Genomic DNA, 19,197 nt, shown 5'->3' on the forward strand with positions numbered 1-19,197 from the left:
TGGGGCCGACGATTTTTGTGCTGTGATATTTGTGTGGAAATTATCGATAGTCCGGGGAGCGCCCAGGTGGCTGGAGCACGTTTCCGGTGTCGGTATGTGTGTGGGGGGGACCTGACCGGTCAGGTGCGGCTTGCCTTATCCCTACTTCCAGATGCTGTATTGCGAGGTCATGACTATGAAAACCAGTAAACCGCTGTCCCTGCTGCTTTCTCTCCTCACCGCCCTGGCGGTTCTTAGCGGCTCCATCGCCGCCCCTCTGCTATGCCGCCCATTTTACTACGCGCATATCGACGCACTGGGGCTGGTGGAGTATACTGGCCTGACCAGGGAGCAGATCACAGAGGCGTTTGACCAGATGATGGACTACTGCCTGGGCCAGCGTCCGAACTTTGCCGCCGGTGTGCTCCCCTTTTCAGCCTCCGGGGCCAGCCATTTTGCCGATGTGAGGGGGCTGTTCCTCCTGGACCTGTGGGTACTTGTACTGTCCCTGGCCGGACTTGTGGTCCTGTTTTTCTGGTGCAGGAGAAAAAAGGCTCGCCCCCATTGTTTTCTTGGACGAGGTCCCGGATTCTGGGCCGCGTCCGCGCTGGGTGCTATCTTCCTGGTGGTGGGCGGACTGGCGGCCTTGGACTTTGACCGGGCCTTTGTGGTGTTCCATGCTCTGTTTTTCCCAGGAAAAGAGAACTGGCTTTTTAACTGGTGGGAGGACCCGGTTATCCTGATTTTGCCCCAGGAATTTTTCCGGAACTGTGCCGTTTTGGTGCTGACTCTACTGCTAACCTGGTGCGCCGTCCTGATTGGGGCGGACCTGTGGGCCGCCAGTATACGGAAGAAGCGGCGGGAGGAAGTGAGTAGGCAGGGAGGCTGTTCTGGCTGCCCTGGCTGTCAAGGATAAAAAGGCGGTGTGTTCTGATAAAGAACACACCGCCTTTTATCTTCGGTCCTAGGGCTGTACCGAAAACCCCAATTTTTTATTTCGCCCGGAAGGCGAAAAAGCGTTGACCAAAGTAATTCAGAATCACAAACAGACCGGAGCCGGCTAGTAGGGTAAGGTTACCTTCCCATTGTGGGCTAAGACCCATACCGGCCAGCAGCCAGCCCATGAGAGGCTGGGCTAGACCGTAGGCCAGCAACCAGCAGACGGTGATATTGAGCGCGAATCGAAGGACGACCCCAGCCCCTTTCTCCTGGTTGCGGAAGGTGAAGTGCTTATTCAAAAAGAAGCTGACTACACTGCCTACAATATAGTTAGCGGCGGAGGAGACCCACTCGCCCACCTCGCCCCAGGTGTAGAGTCCCGCTAGGTTGTAGAGCCCGAACATGACGCCATAGCCGACCAGGGTATTGACAATCCCCACCAGGATGAAACGGAAGAAGGTGGGATCAAATATCTTTTTTAGCAGTTCCTTCATCCCGGTCCCCCTCGCATCGTTCGGCCACGATATACCGTGGCCGGTCCTTGATTTCCTCATAGATTTTGGCGATGTAATAGCCGATGATGCCCAGACAGATCATCAGGATGCTGCCGATGAACAGCTGGAGCAAAATGATGGTGGTAAAGCCCTCCAGCGCGTTGCCAGAGGCCCACTGCCATAGAGAGTGGATGCCCAGCACCACCGAGCAGAGAAAGACCACTACGCCCAGCAGGGTGACCAGTTGAAGGGGGGCGGCGGAGAAGGAGGTGATGTTGGTGATGGCGTATCGGACCAGGCTGCGGATGGACCACTTGGACTCGCCCTCCAACCGAGGCTGTACCTCAAACTCCACTTGGGTGGTCTGAAAGCCGATCCAGGAGGAGAGGGCACGGAAAAAGGCATTTTTCTCCCGCATAGCGAGCAGGGTATCCACCGCTCGGCGGTCCAACAGCTTGAAGTCGGAGGCACGGGACATATCAATGCCCGTAGCCCGGCTGATGATGGAGTAAAAGCTTTTAGCCGCAAAGGTATGCAAGGGGTTTTCCTTGCCACGACTGGCCTTGACCCCCTCCACAACCTGGTAGCCCTCCTGCCACAGGCGGTACATCTCCACCGCCTTCTCTGGCGGGTGCTGCAGATCACAGTCCATGACTAAAGTGCAGTCTCCACGGGCCTGGGCCAAACCGGCGAAGATGGCGGCCTCTTTGCCGAAATTCCGGGAGAAGCGGACCCCACGGACCTGGGGATGGCGGCCCGCCTGTTCCTGAATGACGGTCCAGGTGCGGTCCCGGGAGCCGTCGTCCACGAATACTAACTCATGGGGGATGTCCGCATCTATCAGGATGGCGGTAATGGTGTCCGCCGCCCGTGGGATAGAGGCCTCCTCGTTGTAGGAGGGCAGAACGACGGACAGCAGGCCGGATCTTAGGGTGTCTTCCATTTGCTTATCTCCTGTTCTCATAAGCGATCTCGAAGTCAGATTTTGGGGTGTACTCCTCCTGGAGCTTCACAACCACTCGGCCGTCCACCATCTGGACGCTGCCCTGGGCGGGGTAGAGGGGCATGGACTGGAACTCCGGAGAAGCGGCCACAGCGATCATGGTGTCCTCGTCAGGTTCCGCCACGGGAATGTTGAGCCAGTCGTTCAGGTAGTAGTAGATGTGCTTGTTCAGGGGGGCCACTGTATCACGGGGGACACTGTAATGGTCCACCTGATCGTAGATGTCAATCTGGGCCGTCAGCTGATCTTCCGGGATAGCGCCCACGATAGCGACCTCCATCCCCGGCTCATAGCCGGGGCAGGCCTCCACACGGGCAAAAAGCCGGGTGAGATAGCTCTCTGTAGCCCGGTGGGCCTGGGCGGAGGCGGTGTACAGCAGATTGTTGGTATTCAGGCAGAACACCAGCAGAAGCACTCCCCACAGGACAGCGGCGGGAGGGACCCAGGCCCCAGGACCGGCGGAGGCCCCTTGACTGTCCAACAGCCCGACGGCCAGGAGGACCAGAAGATAGACAGATACAAAGGCGTATTTCATTAGGGGAGTAGGGACAGACCATGGGCTGAGGATCTGGCCAAAGTCCATGCCCAGAGGCAGGAGGGCGACCATAGACAGGGCGGTCAGGGGCCGCCACCTATCCCGATAAAGCCCCTTTTTCCCCAGGTGGAGGAGAAAGCAGGCTCCCCCCAAAGCCAGAGCGGCCAGATCCAGAATGACCATCCACAAATCAGCGAAGCCGTTGGCGGAGCCGGGAAGAAAAAAGAAGGACACCACCTGTTTATAGGAATCCAGGATAAGCCGGGGAAGCTGACCGAAGGGATAGCCGGAGCTGGCGGCGTCCATTCCCAGATAGGATAACAGCTCCAGGCCCTTGAACTGTAGGAACAGCAGAAGGACACCGTAGTACAGCAGGGCGCCGGCAGCCAAATAGGCCATCAGCCGGAGACCTAGGCGGAGGGTGGATTGGAAGGTGAACTCAGGGTCCAGAGCAGCCCGAAACACTGCCAGTAGGGACAGAGAGATGGCCACAGTCACATAGGCCTGATAAGTCCCCATGGACAGAGCGAGAGCCACCACTCCAGCCGCCCAACTCAGAAGGGTTCCCCGCCTAGCCAGCCAGACGGACAGCACCGCGAGCAAAATAGCCAGACAGTAGGCGGAAGCGGTAAACAGGTATAAAAAGGTGTATCCCATCACTGGGAAAGCAGCCATCACCGCACCGGCTAGCCCAGCGAGTACCCGGCTGTCCAGCCGAAGCAGACTGACGGTCAGGGCGGCGGCGGTTCCCAGGAGGAGCAGGGACAGCAGGCCGATGGCCGCCGGCATCTGGGTGTAACTGTTGAGAGCGGAGGCGTAATGGAGAAACCAGCGGCCGGAGATAGTCATCTGTTGAAGATCATGGACCCGGCTCAAGCCGTCAGAGTTGGGGATGAGGTTGGTGAAGGCGTACAAATGGACTAAAAGGCCTGTGATCAGGCAGCTGAAAAAGGCGGTCCGCTGGGCGGGAGCGATCCGGCGCCACAGACCGGCGCCCCGTTGGTCAATGGTCATAAGTTCCCTCCTATGTGGGGGCCAGTGTACATAAAATCTCATTCCACATTATAGGCCGTTTTGCGGGATATTGCAAGGGAGAGGAAAAAAGTAGAGGAGAAATTTGGCGGGCCCAATGGACGTATAAACAGTATCACCTTACAGCGGATGGCCAAACAGTGCACGGAAGGAGGATTGGGAAAGAAAACAGGTCCCGGACCATAAGGTCAGGACCTGTTTGCTGTTATGGGAGGACTATCCCTGGCATTCTAGGGCCCAGATTCGCTTGTCCCGCCGGAAGAGCAGGCAGGTGGCCACACCCAGAAAGCCCATGGCCAGGAACAGCCCGGCGGCGCCGGCGCCCTTTCCGGTCCCAAAGAGGGCAGCCCAGAGACTATCTGGACCAAGAGCGGCGGCGAGAGGCTCAAACACCTGATCTACCAGAAAGCCGCCCAGCAGATAACCCACCGGAATGGTGAAGAACTGAAAGGAGTTGCGGGCGGCGTATACCCGCCCCTGGATGTCCACAGGGATCCTGGATCGGAATAGGGCGTCCAGATTGGCGTTCATGATGGGAATACCCACCCAGCCGAGGGCGGCGCCCACACACCACAGAGAAAGATCACGCCCCAGGGCGAGAATAAAATTTTCTGTGGACATTGCCAACAGCAGGGTATTGCAGATGACACGTACCCGGCTTTTTGGGGCCGGTAGGAGGGAAGCGGCTATGCTGCCCCCAAGCATGGACACACCGCTGACGCTCTGGACCAGGCCCAGGACGTTTTCGCCACCCCAAGGACGAGTAAGGGCCAGGGCAGGCAGGGCCGCGTTGAACATGGAGGCCGTCAGGTTGATGGCGGCCAAAAAGAGAATCAGATCTAAAATACCTCGGTTCTCACCGAGATAGCGGAGACCGGCCTGGGTGGAGCGTAGAAGGCTCTCCGTCCGCTCCGGCTTTGGTCCCTGCGGAATGGGGATGAATAGCAGCAGGGAGCAGAAGGCCAGCAGAAAGGTAGCCAGGTCAAAGAGAATGACCCACTCCAGTCCCAGCAGGGTGTATAGGGCAGTGCCCAGGGCGGGAGCCAGCATATTGTTCAGCGAGTAGGACAGAGAACGAAGGCCGCTGACCCGTTGGTAGTGCTTCTCCGGTGTCAGCAGAGTGACCGCCACGTCAGCGGCAGGCTGCTGAACTGTGTTCATCAGGCCGGTCAAACCGTTGAGAAGGTATAGGTGCCACATATGAAGCTGACCGGATGCCGCCAGCAGAAGCACGGTCGAGGTGCACAGGGCGGCAAAGGTGTCGCAACAGAGCATGGTAGCCTTCTTATTCCAACGGTCGCTAAGAGCACCTGCGAAGATGCTCACCAGCACATATGGGGCATAGGAGCATACGGAGAGCAGGGCTGTGGTCAGGGCGGAGCCCCGATCCTGATACGACCAGAGCACAAGGGCGAAACTGGTCATGGAGCTGCCCAGAGTGGACAGCAACTGGGTGAACCAAAGGATCAGAAAGGACTTCAGCTCACCAATAAAAGAAAAGACAGATGACATGGGACTTTGCTCCTTTTTTGTTTTATAGGGATAAAACAGGCGCAAAGTCCGGCAGGGGCGGTAAGGAATGAGAAAATACACGCTCCACGCAAATCCGCCCGGTCAGACTTTGCGCGGAGCCGCTCCAATGGCAAGCTTCATGGTGCTGTCCTCCTAAGATGCCCATATTCGGGCAAGCTCGCCGTAGCATCACCGGCGGCAGGGACAATGATACCACGGAATAGGGCGAGAAACAAGGGGCGGCCTTACGGCAGCCACGGAGGGTGTTGTCAGAGCTTGCACTGGCGTTAAGGTCAGCCATGGACCTCCGGCAGGGCACGGTCCCACTCCTTTTGGAACTCGGTCATCATACCCCAATACCGCTTAGGCATCTGGGTCATGCGGCACCTGGGATTTTCCCGTCCCCGGATGGAGATCGCATCATAGAAGGATCTCCACAGGCGGCGGTAGGCCAGCTCGCTCTCGCCGGCCGGTCCCAGATGAAAATCTTCCACTGGCAGGATGGCCCACTGGTTCGGCTGGTGGAACAGCGCCTCGCCATGAGTGCGGTCGTGGAGGACGAATCGCTCCTGGGGATATCGAGAGCAGAAATGGGGACGAAGTAGGGGGAGGACCCGGTTCTTGGGCTCAATCTCTCCGACCAGCACGCCGCCCTGGTCGGAAAAGCGGACAAAGCCAGTGTATAGGTGCGCCTCGTTGTTCAGTTGCTGGACCGCTTTCCGTACCTTGTCCACAGTCGGGTCGGTCAGATCCCGGACAAAGGCCGGGCCCCGCTCATAGCCCAGGCGGATAAGCCTCCAGAGCCACAGCTCCTTCTCCGGCAGACAAGTGAGAAATCCGCGAGCGGCCAGTTCCCGCCCCTCATGCCCCAGCTTGGGGGAGAAGGAGCGGTATACACGCTGGGCGTGCTCCTCCACGGTGATAATGGTTCTCTGGGGGTACAGAGAGCAGTAGGGGTCCTCCGGTGTGCGGAACTCAACTGGTTCTTCCTGATTGACATATGTTTCAAAAACACAGGTGAGAAAACCAGAAAAGGTGCCGTCATAGTGGCAGCATACTTGGGTCCAAGGCATGAGATCACCTCCTGAATAGTATGGAGTAGCCCGCTTCAAACAGCTTGGTCGAACAGAGACAGCTGCTCGCCCATGGGGGAGGTCTGAGCGGGGGGCTCCAAAGCGAGCAGGTGGCGCAGCAGGCCGTCCTCGCTGACCCGCAGTCCCTCCAGGCAACGACCGGAACAGGTGAGGAAGTACTGGGCTCGTTTCAGTACCACGCCCAACCTCTTTAGACCCTCAAAGGTCAGTGGACCCACCCGTCGGGCGGTGAGGATACGCCGGGCGCTTGTTACCCCGATACCTGGCACCCGGAGAAGGGCCTCGTAGTCGGCCCGGTTCACCTCTACCGGAAAAAATTGCAGATGCCGCAGCGCCCAGCAGCACTTGGGGTCCATCCTGGGATCCAGATTAGGCTGGCTCTCATCCAACAGCTCCTCTGCCCGGAAGTGGTAGAAGCGGAGCAGCCAGTCCGCCTGGTACAGCCGGTGCTCCCGTAGGAGCGGGGGCTTAAAGTCCTGGAAAGAGGGGAGGAGAGGGCTGGTGGATACGGGCATATAGGCGGAAAAAAAGACCCGCTTTAGACAATATCGGTCATAAAGTCCTTGGGTGAGGGCGAGAATGTGCCGGTCACTCTCCGGCGTGGCCCCTATAATCATCTGGGTGGACTGTCCCGCGGGAGCGAAGCGGGGGGTATGGCGGTATAGTTTCAACTCCTGCTTGGATAGGGAGATGCCATCCCGGATCTGCTTCATTGGGGCCAAAAGGGCCTCCTTTTTCTTGTCCGGTGCCAAAAGGGCCAAACTTTTGGCACTGGGCAATTCGATATTGACGCTCAACCGGTCGGCGAGCAGGCCCAGTTGGTGGGTGAGGAGGGGATCGGCCCCCGGAATGGCCTTAGCGTGGATATAGCCCCCAAAGCGGTACTCTGTCCGCAGCAGGTGGAGAGTCTGAATCATCAATTCGGTGGTATAATCCGGATTCCGAATCACAGCTGAGGAGAGGAACAGACCTTCGATGTAGTTCCGGCGGTAGAAGCCCATGGTGAGATCACACAGCTCTCTAGGGGAGAATGCGGCACGCCGGACGTCGTTAGTCCGTCGGTTGATACAGTACAGGCAGTCGTAGATACAGATGTTGGTCATCAGCACCTTCAAAAGAGAGACGCAGCGCCCGTCGGCGGAGAAGGTGTGGCAGCAGCCGGTCATGGAGGCGCTTCCGATGGTTCCGGAGCGTCCTGCACGGTCCAGTCCACTGGAGGTGCAGGCAGCGTCATATTTCGCAGCGTCTGCCAGGATATTCAGCTTGTCTAGCAGTTCCATGGTGTTCGCCTCCAACACAAATGTAGAACATTTGTACTATACAATTATAGTAAGAAGGAGCGAGATGTCAAGAGGAAAAATCTTTCTACCTTGGACATTTCGCGAGATGCCACTGTTTTGCGCATTGACCTATGTATTCTGAAACGGGGAAGAATTTATGCTTTCATTGACTTTATTATGAAAGTCAGCTATAATAAATCCATAAAAATGGAGTGCTCCTGTTGAAAAAATACAAGGAGGATGGGGAATGGAAGAGTTGTTGGAGCAGTTACTGGAGGATTGCCGGCCCTATACCCAGCAGGGAAAGGTGGCCACTTATATCCCGGAGCTGGCGAAGGGAGATGCCAATGACCTGGGGATTTATGTGCTCCGCAGCGATGGGCGGCACTATCAGGCGGGGGACTACAAGAAGCGATTTACCATCCAGAGCGTGGTCAAGCCTATCCTCCTGCTGCTGGCGCTGATGGACAACGGGGAGGAGTACGTCCGATCCCGGGTGGGCGTAGAGGCCACGGGCAAGCCCTTTGACGCCATCAATGTCACGGACCAGACCTTGTTCAGCGACCACTTGAACCCCATGGTCAATATGGGCGCCATCGCCATGTGCACTCTGATTAAGGGAAAGGACTATGAGGAGCGATTCCGGCGCCTGCTGGACCTGACCAGGCAGCTGGCCGGAGACCAGGAGATCGATCTGGATCAGCAGGTCTACCTGTCGGAAAAGCGGACGGGAAATAAAAACCGGGCACTGGCCTTTCTGCTGAAGACCTATGGCATGATCGAGGACGATGTGGAACAGGTGCTGGACTGCTATTTCAAAGCCTGTTCCATCTCGGTGAACAGCAAGGACTTGGCCCACATCGGTTTTGTGCTGGCCAACCGTGGGAAGCTGCCTCAGACAGAGGAGCGGATCTTCCCCAGCCGGTATGCCACCTATGTCAACGCCATTTTGATGACCTGTGGGATGTACGACGGCTCAGGAGATTTCGCGGTCAATGTAGGCGTGCCGGCCAAAAGTGGAGTGGGAGGCGGCATTATGGCTGTGGTGCCCACCAGAATGGGAATCGGTATCTTTTCCCCTGGGCTGGATGGAAAGGGAAACAGCCTGGCAGGTATTAAGGTGTTGGAGGAGTTGTCTAAGCGGATGTATCTAAGTATTTTCTGATAAGGGAGGGGGGAGCGATTGAGTTTGCGGATGCTCCCGGCCAAAAGGGAAGAAAAAAGCGGCGCCCGGTACAAAGTACCGGGCGCCGTTCTGCTTATCTGAAATATACCAGGGGATCCTCAGGGCGCTCCGCCTTCTCCACCGACTGGGCGTACAGGACCACGCCCTCTCCATCGTAGACGTCGGCGCGCTCCCACCGGATCTCAGCGGTGACCTTGACCCACTCTCCCTTTTTCAGGGAGCGGGCTCTGTCATACTTACAGAGGAAACCGAAAAAGCGGATATCCTCGGCACAGCAGGTCATGGCGTTGCGGCCGGGGACGAAGGTGCCACGGGGCAGCTTGGAGCCGGTCATGGCCTGGGTTTTCATGGTGATGGTCTTGCCCACATACCGGTCAGGGTGCTCCTGGATATCCAGGTACCAGATGCCGTAATCCGGGTCCTCCAAGGTGATGTGGTCCTCCTCCAGGGAGTAGGGGAGGATATCCTCCACCTCTAACTCCTCCCCCTTCTCGTCCTCAAAGACGATCTCGCACATACGGTTCACCGCCCGGATGGACCGCTTCCAGCCGGCCATGGGCATATCGGGAGTGCAGCGGTTGAAAAGGACCATATCCGCCTCAGTCACCATGTCGATGAACATGGACTGCATATTGGCCAGATACATCTCAAAGGTGGTGCCGTCCACCACATGGATGGCCTGGTACAGCCCCCAGGTCTTGGGCAGCTTCAGCTTGCGCAGAAGGTCCACCGGCCACATCCCATTGAACTCCATCAGGACCCGTTCCGGCTGATAGCGCCGGTCTACTTCCTTCAGAAATTCGGTGTTGAGCTGCTCCTGCCCCTCGATGGGGACCAGGCGACAGTTGCGCTGGGAGAGAAACTGGGGGTCGTACTCCTCCTCGCCATCCTCGCACATGAGGAGGACGGTGCGCTGACCGTCGTTAAAGTAATCCATATTCAGTGTGTCGGTAAGAAGGGTGGTTTTGCCGGCGTCCAAAAAGCCGGTGATAAGATACAGGGGGATCCTACTATCGGGCATGATCTTCACCTCGTGGTATGATATGGATGGGCGGCCATGGGCCGCCCATCTAGCAAATTAGGCCAGCAGGAACAGCTTTTCCAGCTGGTCCTCCTTCAGCTCGGAGCCGATGACACACAGCCGGCCGGTATAGTCGGCGCCACCCTCACGGATTTGGAACTCCTCAGGCACCAAGTCGAAATGGAGCCAGGTCTGCCCGTCGTCACAGGGCACCATGCCCTTGGCCCGGAGGATATAGCCGTAATCCTCGCCCATAGCCAGGGCGGACAGGGCCTCCTGCAGCTCCTCACGACTATATTTCCGGGGTGTTTCCCGGCCCCAGGAGGTAAAGATCTCGTCGGCGTCGTGGTGGTGATGGTGGTCTGCGCCACAGGCCATACAGGTGTCACAGGCGGTGTCGTCACAGATGTGGTCGTGGTGGTGTTCATGCCCATGCTCATGATGATGCTCGTGTTCATGGGCGTGGTGATGTTCATGCTCGTGGTGGTGATGGTCATGGCAGCCACAGTCACAGTGGTCGTCGTGGTCATGATGCTCGTGTTCGATCTCAGCCATCAAATCTTCCGCCAGAGTGTGGCCACCCTCCATGGCAGCGACGATTTGGCTGCCAGTAAGCTGATCCCAGGGGGTGGTGAGGATGGCCGCCTGGGAATTTTTTTCCCGAAGGAGGTGGACAGCGCCGTTCAGCTTGGCGGGGTCCAACTTTTGGGTCCTGGACAGGATGATGGCGGAGGCGTGTTCTACTTGGTCGTTGAAGAACTCGCCAAAGTTCTTCATATACACCTTGGCCTTGGAGGCATCTACCACAGTGACGAAGCTGTGGAGGTGGAGGCCGGGGGCCTCCTTCTGCACCCGCTCCACGGCAGCGACCACGTCAGACAGCTTTCCCACCCCAGAGGGCTCGATCACGATGCGGTCAGGGGAATAATCGGTCAGCACCTGCTTCAGAGCGGCGCCGAAATCGCCTACCAGGGAGCAGCAGATACAGCCGGAGTTCATCTCCGTAATCTCCACACCGGCGTCTTTCAAAAAGCCACCGTCGATCCCAATCTCACCGAACTCATTTTCGATGAGGACGATCTTCTCGCCCTGAAAGGCCTCATCCAGCAGCTTCTTGATGAGCGTGGTCTTACCAGCGCCCAAAAACCCGGAGATAATATCGATCTTTGTCATAACAGTCATATCCTTTCACAGAGAAATATTGATGGCCTGGGGCCCTCTGTTTGGGGGCCTAAGGAGGGGTACAGCGGGAATGCCGGTCAATCCCAGAGCAGTCCGATGCCCTCCATAATCTGATACAGCATCCCGGCAGCCACCTGGCGGGTCCCCAGATCGGCGGGGGCCAGATCGCCCACCAGCGCGTCCAGGGAGGCCAGATTTCGGGCGGGTGCCTGAGCCCACGGAGCGTATTCGTAGTAGGTTGCCCAGTCGGCGGCGGACACCTCCTGTTGGCTGAGATCGTATATATTCATATTGGCCCAAGCGGCCACGGCGGAGAGAATGGTCACCATCTCCTGATAGGTGATGGTGCTGTCCGGGCGGAAGGTGCCATCACCGTAGCCGGAGATAAACCCCATATCGGCCATGGCGGAGATGCCGTCAGCATACCAGGACTGGGCACTCACATCAGAGAACTGGTCCAGCACACTGTGGTCGGCGGGGAGTGCCAGGGCAGTGGCCGCCATAGTGCAGAACTCAGCCCTGGTGACAGTGTTGTCCGGGCGGAAGGTGCCGTCCTCATAGCCGCCCAGCAACTGATAGGTGGCCAGCGTGCGGATCTCCCGCTCAAACTCGCTCCCTTCCAAGTCGGAGAAGGAACGGGCGGTAAAGTCCAACTGCTTCTCCCGTGCCAGGTCGGCGGGGGATACCTCAGTCCAGGTCCGGGTGCCGGCGCCTTGATACAGAAGGGCGGAAGGGGGCAGAGCCTCCAGCAGCTCGGTAAAGGCAGCCTTGTTGTCTGCATTGAGCGCCTCACTGATCTTCAGATAGAAGGTCTGGCCGGCCAGAGACAGCTTCAGATGGCCGGAGGCGCGACTGGGTTCCTCCTGGCCCAACAGGAGAGCGGCGGCAGGGGCGTTTTCAGCGGAGATGACCAGGGTAGGAAGGACGCCTACGATATGGTTGGTGGTGCCGTCGGGGGAGAAGAAGCGGAGGGTGGTGATCTTCAGGCAGTCCCCATCAAAAATACCGGTAGTGTTGCTCTCGTCATAGATGTTCTGGGCAATCCCCTTGCCGAAGGTGCGCTGACCCAGGGCAATCCCCGCCTCATAGTCTCGGATTGCGGCGGCGAAGAGCTCGGAGCCGCTGGCGGAATGGGGGCTGGTCAGGATGACCAGGGGCTTGTCCGTCAGGTCCTCCACCAGGGGGGAGGTGGCCCGGTAGTAATAGCCGCCGGCGCTGTCACGGAAGTAGACCATGATGGCGCTGCCGATGAACTGGCCAGCAGTGAGCGCGGCGGACTCATCTGTACCACCGGGGTTGGAGCGCAGATCCATCAGCCAGATGGCGGTCTGGTTGTCCAGTTCCTCAATGGCAGCCTGGACCACAGAGGCGGTGCTGGCGCCAAAGCTGGTGCAGTCGATGACTGCCACCCCATCCACCAGATCATAGGTGACGATAGGGATGAGGACCGAGCGGCGCTCCATCGTGTAATCCCGCCGCTGCCCATCTGACTGACTGATGACAGTGATGGTGACCGTAGTGCCCTCCTGGCCGCTGATCATAGTGCGGGGATCGACCCCGGCGGCGGTAGCTACGCCGTCTACGGCAATGATGCGGTCCCCGGCCTCCAGCCCAGCCTCAAGGGCGGGGGAGTCCGGCAGGATGGACATGATACGGTAGCCGTCGTTATAGGCGTTTTCCACAGAGGCGCCAATTCCGACGACTGTGTCCCCATTGACCGAGGAGAGAAAGGCCTGATATTCCTCGGTGTTCATGTAGACGGTGTAGGGGTCGCCGATGGCCTCTAAAATCTCGTCCAGAGAGTCCAGGGACCAGATCTCATCCGGCAGGGGATCCACATAGTAGGTCTGGAGTAGGGTTTTGGCGTCCTCCAGCTCTAGGGCGGAGGCAGGCAGTGCCGTTAAGGACAGAGCGACCGCCAGGGAAAGAAAGGCAGATAAAAATTTTTTCATGGGTTTCTCCTTCAACATAGGGGCCTGTCGTACATCCGCCGGATGCCGCAGTTTGGCATCCGGCGGACAGGGTATAGCAACTTGAAAATAGAACTTCACCGCGTATTCCACATAAAAAATATTATACCTCTTTTTTGTCTCGCTGGCAAGGGGAGAAGGGGGTAAAAGTCCTTCTAGAGAAGCCTTTGGGTTAAGATTCTGGAGCAGGCACCAGATCGGGGCTGATGGAGTGCAGCCCCTGCTGGAGCCCTGCGGCGCTGATCATTCCAGGGGCGTAGAGCTGCAGATTTCCCTGGCTGTCGATAAAATAGGTGTGGGGGAAGCCGGTGACTCCGTAGGTCAGGATGCCCTGATAGTCGATATCGTAATATACAGGGAAGGAATACCCTGTCTCCATGAGAAAAGCCTCCGCCTTTTCTCGCGTCTCCCCCTGCATGGCGTCCCCCACATTGACCATGACAAAATGGATCTCCTGACCGTACTGTTCAAAGGCCGCCTGAAAGTCCGGCATCTCCTCCTTGCAGGGGGGGCAGGTACTGGCCCAGAAGTTCAGCACCACCGGTTTGTCTCCAATCAGGTCGGACAAATCCAATAAATTCCCTTCCGGGTCCTCAAGGGGAAAGGAAGGAGCGGGGACGGGGCTGCTCTCCTGAGAGGAGGAAGCACTGTCCTCTACCGGGGGCAGGCCAGGGGATCTGCCCTGGGAAAGTGTGTTGTACAGCAATCCGGCTCCCGCGAGGAGCAGAACCAGGACGGCGGCCAGAATAAAAGTCTTTTTAGAACGTTTCATAGAATTCCCTCCCTATGCCAAAAAGGTCAGAAGCTGCCCCATGGTGCCAGTGGCCATCATTATACCAACCAAGACGAGGAGCAGGCCGGACAGTTTTGTAATAATTCCATAGTGGGCCTTGATCCAGCCGAAGGCGCTCTTTAGGGATTGGATGAGCAGGGCGCTGGCCAGAAAAGGAATGCCAAGGCCGGCAGAATAACACAACAAGAGGAGGATACCCTGGAGGGCCGAGCCCTGCTGGGAGGCCAGCATAAGGGCGGAGCCTAGAAATGCACCTACACAGGGAGTCCAGCCCACTGCGAAAATGAGCCCGAAGAGCAGAGCGGAGAGAAAGCCCATCTCATGGGTCTGGCTGAATCCCCGAGTACCCTTGAAGATATTAAGATTGAACAGACCAAGAAAGTTCAAACCAAAGAGAATGACCAGCAGGCCGCTGACGAGATTGACGGCCGTCTGGTATTGCCGAAGCAGGGCGCCGATGGAGCCAGCAAAAGCCCCCATAGCCACGAAAACTATGGTGAAGCCCAGGACGAAGCCGACGGCGTTTTTTAGTACCGTGCCCTGACTCTCATCTGGGTTGCCCCCGGCGAAATAGGATAGGTAGATGGGCAGCATAGGCAATAGACATGGGGAGATGAAGGTGATAATACCCTCCAAAAAGGTGATGAAATAGGTCATAGGGCCCTCCTATTATTTTATATAGATATATCGGCTTCAGGGATTAAGGGTAAAGCATGGAACACAGGCTGTCAAGGCGGAGATATTGCCTTTAATATACTAAGAGAGGGAGAGGCAGTTCTGTGACCGAGTTACAAGGACTCTTGTTTTTTTCAGAGAAAACAGCTATCATAGAGTCAAAAGAAAAGGAGGGGTGCCCATGACTGGATACTGTTTGGAAGAACTGGCGTTTTGGGATAAGCTCTCTAACCAGGAGCGGGACCGGGTAAGGGCAGCCGCCTATGAGGCGGATTATGAGCCGGGGCAGATGATCTGGTCTGGGGAGCGGGACTGTCTGGGATTGCTGTTGATCCGATCAGGCGTCGTGCGGCTGTTCCTCTTGTCCGAGGATGGGCGGGAAGCTACTATCTCTCGTATTTCCGGGGGGCAAGTCTGTATTATGACGGCCGCCTGTACTATGTCTGTGTCCTCCTTCAATGTCCAGGTCCAGGCCGAGGGCAGGGTGGAGGCGGTGGTCATTCCTGCGGTGTGTCTGTCAACGCTGGTGCGGGATAACCTGTATGTGGAAAATTTCCTGTACCGGGGTGCCACCCAGCATTTTTCCCAGGTGCTCACTGCTGTGGAGCAGATGCTGTTCCGCACATTGGAGCAGCGGCTGGCGGCCTACTTGCTGGAGGAGTGTGAGCGGCTGGGGACCGATACCTTGAAGGTTACCCAGGAGCAGATGGCCCAGGCCATTGGTAGCGCCCGGGAGGCGGTGACCCGAACGCTGAAGAAGCTGGCCGCCTCCGGGGCTGTGGAATTGTTTCGGGGTGGTGTAAAGCTGACAGATAAGAATGATCTGGAGCGCAGACTGTGAAGAAAAGGAGCGCCGGGTAGGTTCCTGGCGCTCCTTCATATATCATGATCAATATTTGTCCCACCTCGTGTATTTGAATCTCCGTAGAATGAAAGCGGCTTTGGTCCGCTGAAACTGGAGCCCAGCACGATGGGGCGGCGCGGGCTCATTTCCGCCGAGCATTTTAAACATCTCAGGTATCTATAGAAATAACCACACCGTTAGGTGTGGTTATTTTTATGGAGGTGCCACCCAGATTTGAACTGGGGAGTGGAGCTTTTGCAGAGCTCTGCCTTACCACTTGGCTATGGCACCTTATTTAAAGATGGAGCAAAGAGGTCTTTGCTCCATCTAACTGGAGCGAGTGACGAGGCTCGAACTCGCTACCTCCACCTTGGCAAGGTGGCGCTCTACCAGATGAGCTACACTCGCGTTTTGGATCCCCCGCAAAGTTTCCTATGCGGGGGATGGTGCCTCCGGTCGGAATCGAACCAACGACACGAGGATTTTCAGTCCTCTGCTCTACCAACTGAGCTACAGAGGCAAATGGCGACTCGGAAGGGACTTGAACCCTCGACCTCCGGCGTGACAGGCCGGCGTTCTAACCAACTGAACTACCGAGCCAGGTAGTCCGAAGAAATGGACCATCAGGAAAAAGTGGTGGGAACAACAGGGCTCGAACCTGTGACCCCATGCTTGTAAGGCATGTGCTCTACCAGCTGAGCTATGCTCCCCACTGTGCTCGCTCTTGCGACGGCTTGCTTATTATACTAAACTGTTTCCCGCTTGTCAACAGGGAAATGCAAAATTTTGGCGTAAAAATTTTCGGGTCCATTTTTTTACGCTCTGGGCAAAATAAACCGTCTTTTCTGATCCAGATCTGAGAGCCTTGACAGGCCAGGAGCATGACAGCTATAATGATAAAACGATAGAGTTAAATCGAGAGCCGGCGTTCCAGTCCGGCATATCGTGAGGAGGTTCCAGGAAATGAGCAGCCAAGTGAAGCGCATCGGCGTACTGACCAGCGGCGGCGATGCCCCTGGCATGAACGCCGCGGTCCGTGGAGTGGTCCGCACCGCTGTGAACCAGGGGATCGAGTGTGTTGGCATTCGCCGGGGCTGGAGCGGCCTGATCAACAGCGACTTTGTGCAGTTGAGCGGTTCCAGTGTCAGCCATATTATTGACAAGGGCGGAACTATGCTCTATACGGCCCGCAGTCTGGAGTTTATGCAGCATGAGGGCCGGGAGAAAGCCATCGCCACCTGCAAGCTGTTGGGGTTGGACGGCATTGTAGCCATCGGAGGGGACGGTACCTTCCGAGGGGCACTGGCCCTGTCACGGCAGATAGCGGAATCTGGCCACAAGCTGGAGGTGGTGGGCATCCCTGCTACCATCGACAACGATATCGGCTGTTCCCACTATACCATTGGATTTGATACTGCCTGTAACACCGCCATCGAGTGTATCGATAAGCTGCGGGATACCATGCAGTCCCATGAGCGTTGCTCTGTGGTAGAGGTCATGGGCCGCCACGCCGGTTACCTGGCGCTCTATGTAGGCATCGCTGTGGGCGCTACCGCTGTCCTGATTCCCGAACGGACGGTAGATTTTGAGCGGGATGTGGTAGAGAAGATCCGCAGGGCGCGTCTGGCTGGCTCCACCCACTACATGGTGGTGGTAGCCGAAGGGGCGGGCAGCGCTATTGAGATCGGCAAACGCATCCATGAGGAGGTGGGGATCGATCCCCGTGTCACAGTGCTGGGGCACATCCAGCGGGGCGGCTCACCTTCCGCACGGGACCGGGAGACTGCCAGCCGCATGGGATACGAGGCAGTCATGGCGCTGGCCCAGGGACGTGGGAACCGGATCATCGCCACCCGGGACGGCCGTATCGTGGACTTGGATATGGAGGAGGCCCTGGCGATGACCAAAGAGTTTGATATGGACCGCTACGATGTGCTGGAGGCCCTGACCAACATCGGAAACTAAACTGCGGCGGAGAAAAGGCCTCGGAGCGGTCGGCTTCCGGGGCCTTTTTCCTTGTGTGATAGACGGAAATTTAGTATAATAAATGAGAGAGAATCTTCGGGCAGATCCGGGGAGGGGAGGAAAGATCGATGAAGATTGTAGTCGTAGACGGCCAGGGGGGCCGCCTGGGCAAGCTGCTAGTGGAGGGGGTCAAGTCCCGCGTCCCCCAGGCGGAAGTATATGCCTTGGGGACCAACAGTATCGCCACCTCTACCATGCTAAAGGCGGGGGCGGACCACGGCGCCACGGGAGAGAATCCGGTCCTGCGGGGCGTAGAAGACGCGGACGCGATTCTGGGCCCAGTAGGCATCGTGGTGGCAAACGCCATCCTGGGGGAAGTGACTCCGGCTATGGCACAGGCCGTGGGCAGTTGTAGGGCAAAGAAGTTCCTGGTCCCCATGAACAGCTGCGGGGTCCTGGTGGCCGGGGTGAGGGAACAGGCGCTCCCGGTCTATGTGGCCCAGGCAATCGACCAGATGATGGCGGAATTGGAAGGATGAAGGATGGAACGGCGTGAGATAAGCGGGCTGGAGCCCTCTCTGTTGGGCTACGGCGGGATGCGCTATCCCCTGGATCGAGAGACAAAAAAGATCGACCGGGAAAAGGCGGCAGACTTGATCCGGAGGGCTATGGAGGCGGGCATCAACTATTACGATACCGCCTGGACTTACCACGAGGGAGAGAGCGAATCCTTTTTAGGGCAGGCCCTGAAGGAGTACCCCAGGGAGAGCTACTATCTGGCCACAAAGCTGCCCTGCTGGCTGGTGGACAGCCGGGAGAAGGCGGAGGAGCTCTTTCATACCCAGCTGGAACGGCTGGACAGGGACTATGTGGACTTCTATCTGCTCCACAGCCTGAGCCGCCGTACCTGGACAAAAATGGTGGAACTGAAAATTCCCTCCCTGCTGGAGGAGTACCAGCGCCAGGGAAAAATCAGAAAACTGGGATTTTCCTTTCACGACGACTATGAGGTGTTTGAGGAGATACTCCGGTTCCGGCACTGGGACTTTTGTCAGATCCAGCTCAATTACATGGACACAGAGCACCAAGCCGGCCTGAAAGGGCTGGAGTTGGCCAGAGGTCTGGGGGTCCCAGTGGTGGTGATGGAGCCGGTGAAGGGCGGCTTGCTGGCCAAGCTGCCGGAGGAGGTGGCCGCTCCGCTCCGAGTGCTGGACCCGGAGGCCTCTGATGCGTCTTGGGCTCTGCGCTGGGTGGCCAGCCGGCCCGGCGCAGCTGTTCTGCTCAGTGGAATGACCACTATGGAGCAGCTAGAGGACAACCTGGCCACCCTGGGGCAATTTCGGCCCTTGTGTCCTGAGGAGGAGGCTGGAGTGGATGAGACCACCCTGCTGCTGAAACAGCGGGTAAAGAACGGCTGTACTGGCTGCCGCTACTGCATGCCCTGCCCTGCTGGCGTGGATATCCCTGAGAGCTTCAGGATCTGGAACAGCATGGGGATGTATGAGAACCAGAGATTGACGCGCCGGTCCTGGAAAGGGCTGGGGGAGGGGGCACGTCCCGCCAACTGCGTGGGCTGTGGCCGCTGTGAGGAGCTGTGTCCCCAGCATATCTCTATTCGGCGGGATCTGGTACAGGTTACCGCCCAAGTGGAGGAATTTATTCAAAAGTAAAAAAGCTGCCGGTCTTTCTTCTG

The 19,197-nt window shown here is 57.6% G+C and carries 17 protein-coding genes and 5 tRNA genes; 6 read left to right on the forward strand and 16 right to left on the reverse strand.

The genetic code is table 11. The features are described 5' to 3' along the window. Nucleotides 1-175 precede the first annotated feature (175 nt). The gene (locus H8S11_RS02675; RefSeq protein ID WP_186852086.1) at nt 176-895 is read left to right on the forward strand and encodes a TIGR01906 family membrane protein; all 720 of its coding nucleotides are present in this window, start codon (nt 176-178) and stop codon (nt 893-895) included. Nucleotides 896-971: 76 nt separating this feature from the next. Here H8S11_RS02675 and H8S11_RS02680 read toward each other — a convergent pair whose 3' ends face one another. The 6 genes from H8S11_RS02680 to H8S11_RS02705 form a co-directional block, all read right to left on the reverse strand. Then, complete coding sequence (locus tag H8S11_RS02680) at nt 972-1,412, reverse strand: GtrA family protein (RefSeq protein ID WP_147572150.1); 441 nt, start codon at nt 1,410-1,412, stop codon at nt 972-974. After that, nucleotides 1,384-2,355 carry a glycosyltransferase family 2 protein gene (locus H8S11_RS02685; RefSeq protein ID WP_186852087.1) on the reverse strand — a complete coding sequence of 324 codons (972 nt, stop codon included), beginning with the start codon at nt 2,353-2,355 and terminating at the stop codon, nt 1,384-1,386. The genes H8S11_RS02680 and H8S11_RS02685 overlap by 29 nt, the downstream gene beginning before the upstream one ends. A 4-nt stretch (nt 2,356-2,359) precedes the next feature. Continuing rightward, nucleotides 2,360-3,964 carry a glucosyltransferase domain-containing protein gene (locus H8S11_RS02690; RefSeq protein WP_186852088.1) on the reverse strand — a complete coding sequence of 535 codons (1,605 nt, stop codon included), beginning with the start codon at nt 3,962-3,964 and terminating at the stop codon, nt 2,360-2,362. 234 nt (nt 3,965-4,198) lie between these two features. Then, on the reverse strand, nt 4,199-5,494 hold the full coding sequence (locus tag H8S11_RS02695) for an MFS transporter (RefSeq protein WP_186852089.1): 1,296 nt from the start codon (nt 5,492-5,494) through the stop codon (nt 4,199-4,201). A 293-nt stretch (nt 5,495-5,787) separates the two neighbouring features. Continuing rightward, nucleotides 5,788-6,567 (reverse strand): TIGR03915 family putative DNA repair protein, encoded by a 780-nt coding sequence (locus H8S11_RS02700; RefSeq protein ID WP_186852090.1) that lies wholly within the window; start codon nt 6,565-6,567, stop codon nt 5,788-5,790. Between the two features lie 35 nt (nt 6,568-6,602). Further along, nucleotides 6,603-7,868, reverse strand: a complete 1,266-nt coding sequence (locus H8S11_RS02705; RefSeq protein WP_186852091.1) for a putative DNA modification/repair radical SAM protein — start codon at nt 7,866-7,868, stop codon at nt 6,603-6,605. 247 nt (nt 7,869-8,115) lie between these two features. Here H8S11_RS02705 and glsA point away from each other — a divergent pair, with 247 nt between their 5' ends. Then, nucleotides 8,116-9,033 carry a glutaminase A gene (glsA, locus tag H8S11_RS02710; protein ID WP_147572156.1) on the forward strand — a complete coding sequence of 306 codons (918 nt, stop codon included), beginning with the start codon at nt 8,116-8,118 and terminating at the stop codon, nt 9,031-9,033. Nucleotides 9,034-9,127: 94 nt separating this feature from the next. On the opposite strand, the gene H8S11_RS02715 is transcribed toward glsA, so the two are convergent. The 5 genes from H8S11_RS02715 to H8S11_RS02735 all read right to left on the reverse strand — a co-directional run bounded on the left by H8S11_RS02715 (nt 9,128) and on the right by H8S11_RS02735 (nt 14,677). Beyond that, on the reverse strand, nt 9,128-10,075 hold the full coding sequence (locus H8S11_RS02715) for a TIGR03943 family putative permease subunit (protein WP_186852092.1): 948 nt from the start codon (nt 10,073-10,075) through the stop codon (nt 9,128-9,130). A 57-nt stretch (nt 10,076-10,132) separates the two neighbouring features. After that, nucleotides 10,133-11,248: a CobW family GTP-binding protein gene (locus H8S11_RS02720; protein ID WP_147572158.1), complete on the reverse strand. Its 1,116-nt coding sequence runs from the start codon at nt 11,246-11,248 to the stop codon at nt 10,133-10,135. Between the two features lie 86 nt (nt 11,249-11,334). Continuing rightward, nucleotides 11,335-13,209, reverse strand: a complete 1,875-nt coding sequence (locus tag H8S11_RS02725) for a S41 family peptidase (protein ID WP_186852093.1) — start codon at nt 13,207-13,209, stop codon at nt 11,335-11,337. 190 nt (nt 13,210-13,399) lie between these two features. Then, nucleotides 13,400-13,999, reverse strand: coding sequence for a TlpA family protein disulfide reductase (locus tag H8S11_RS02730; RefSeq protein ID WP_186852094.1), 600 nt, complete (start codon nt 13,997-13,999; stop codon nt 13,400-13,402). Nucleotides 14,000-14,011: 12 nt separating this feature from the next. Further along, nucleotides 14,012-14,677 (reverse strand): cytochrome c biogenesis CcdA family protein, encoded by a 666-nt coding sequence (locus H8S11_RS02735; RefSeq protein WP_186852095.1) that lies wholly within the window; start codon nt 14,675-14,677, stop codon nt 14,012-14,014. Between the two features lie 199 nt (nt 14,678-14,876). On the opposite strand from H8S11_RS02735, the gene H8S11_RS02740 reads away from it, so the two are divergent. Further along, nucleotides 14,877-15,536 carry a Crp/Fnr family transcriptional regulator gene (locus tag H8S11_RS02740; protein ID WP_186852096.1) on the forward strand — a complete coding sequence of 220 codons (660 nt, stop codon included), beginning with the start codon at nt 14,877-14,879 and terminating at the stop codon, nt 15,534-15,536. A 219-nt stretch (nt 15,537-15,755) separates the two neighbouring features. Here the strand turns inward: H8S11_RS02740 and H8S11_RS02745 are convergent. The 5 genes from H8S11_RS02745 to H8S11_RS02765 form a co-directional block, all read right to left on the reverse strand. Continuing rightward, nucleotides 15,756-15,830, reverse strand: a tRNA-Cys gene (locus tag H8S11_RS02745). Between the two features lie 41 nt (nt 15,831-15,871). Beyond that, nucleotides 15,872-15,947: transfer RNA gene (locus tag H8S11_RS02750), tRNA-Gly, on the reverse strand. Nucleotides 15,948-15,983: 36 nt separating this feature from the next. Beyond that, nucleotides 15,984-16,059 (reverse strand) — tRNA-Phe (locus H8S11_RS02755). Between the two features lie 3 nt (nt 16,060-16,062). Further along, nucleotides 16,063-16,139, reverse strand: a tRNA-Asp gene (locus H8S11_RS02760). Between the two features lie 34 nt (nt 16,140-16,173). Then, nucleotides 16,174-16,249: transfer RNA gene (locus H8S11_RS02765), tRNA-Val, on the reverse strand. A 253-nt stretch (nt 16,250-16,502) separates the two neighbouring features. Here H8S11_RS02765 and pfkA point away from each other — a divergent pair. From pfkA to H8S11_RS02780, 3 genes are all read left to right on the forward strand, one after another. Next, entirely contained in the window at nt 16,503-17,504 is a 1,002-nt protein-coding gene (gene pfkA, locus H8S11_RS02770) for a 6-phosphofructokinase (protein WP_147572163.1), read from the forward strand. Nucleotides 17,505-17,632: 128 nt separating this feature from the next. Further along, on the forward strand, nt 17,633-18,043 hold the full coding sequence (locus H8S11_RS02775; RefSeq protein ID WP_147572164.1) for a DUF3842 family protein: 411 nt from the start codon (nt 17,633-17,635) through the stop codon (nt 18,041-18,043). Between the two features lie 3 nt (nt 18,044-18,046). Further along, complete coding sequence (locus tag H8S11_RS02780) at nt 18,047-19,174, forward strand: aldo/keto reductase (protein WP_147572165.1); 1,128 nt, start codon at nt 18,047-18,049, stop codon at nt 19,172-19,174. Nucleotides 19,175-19,197: the final 23 nt, after the last annotated feature.

This window comes from Flintibacter hominis, from assembly GCF_014287965.1.
Taxonomy (GTDB): Bacteria; Bacillota; Clostridia; order Oscillospirales; family Oscillospiraceae; genus Lawsonibacter; species Lawsonibacter aceti.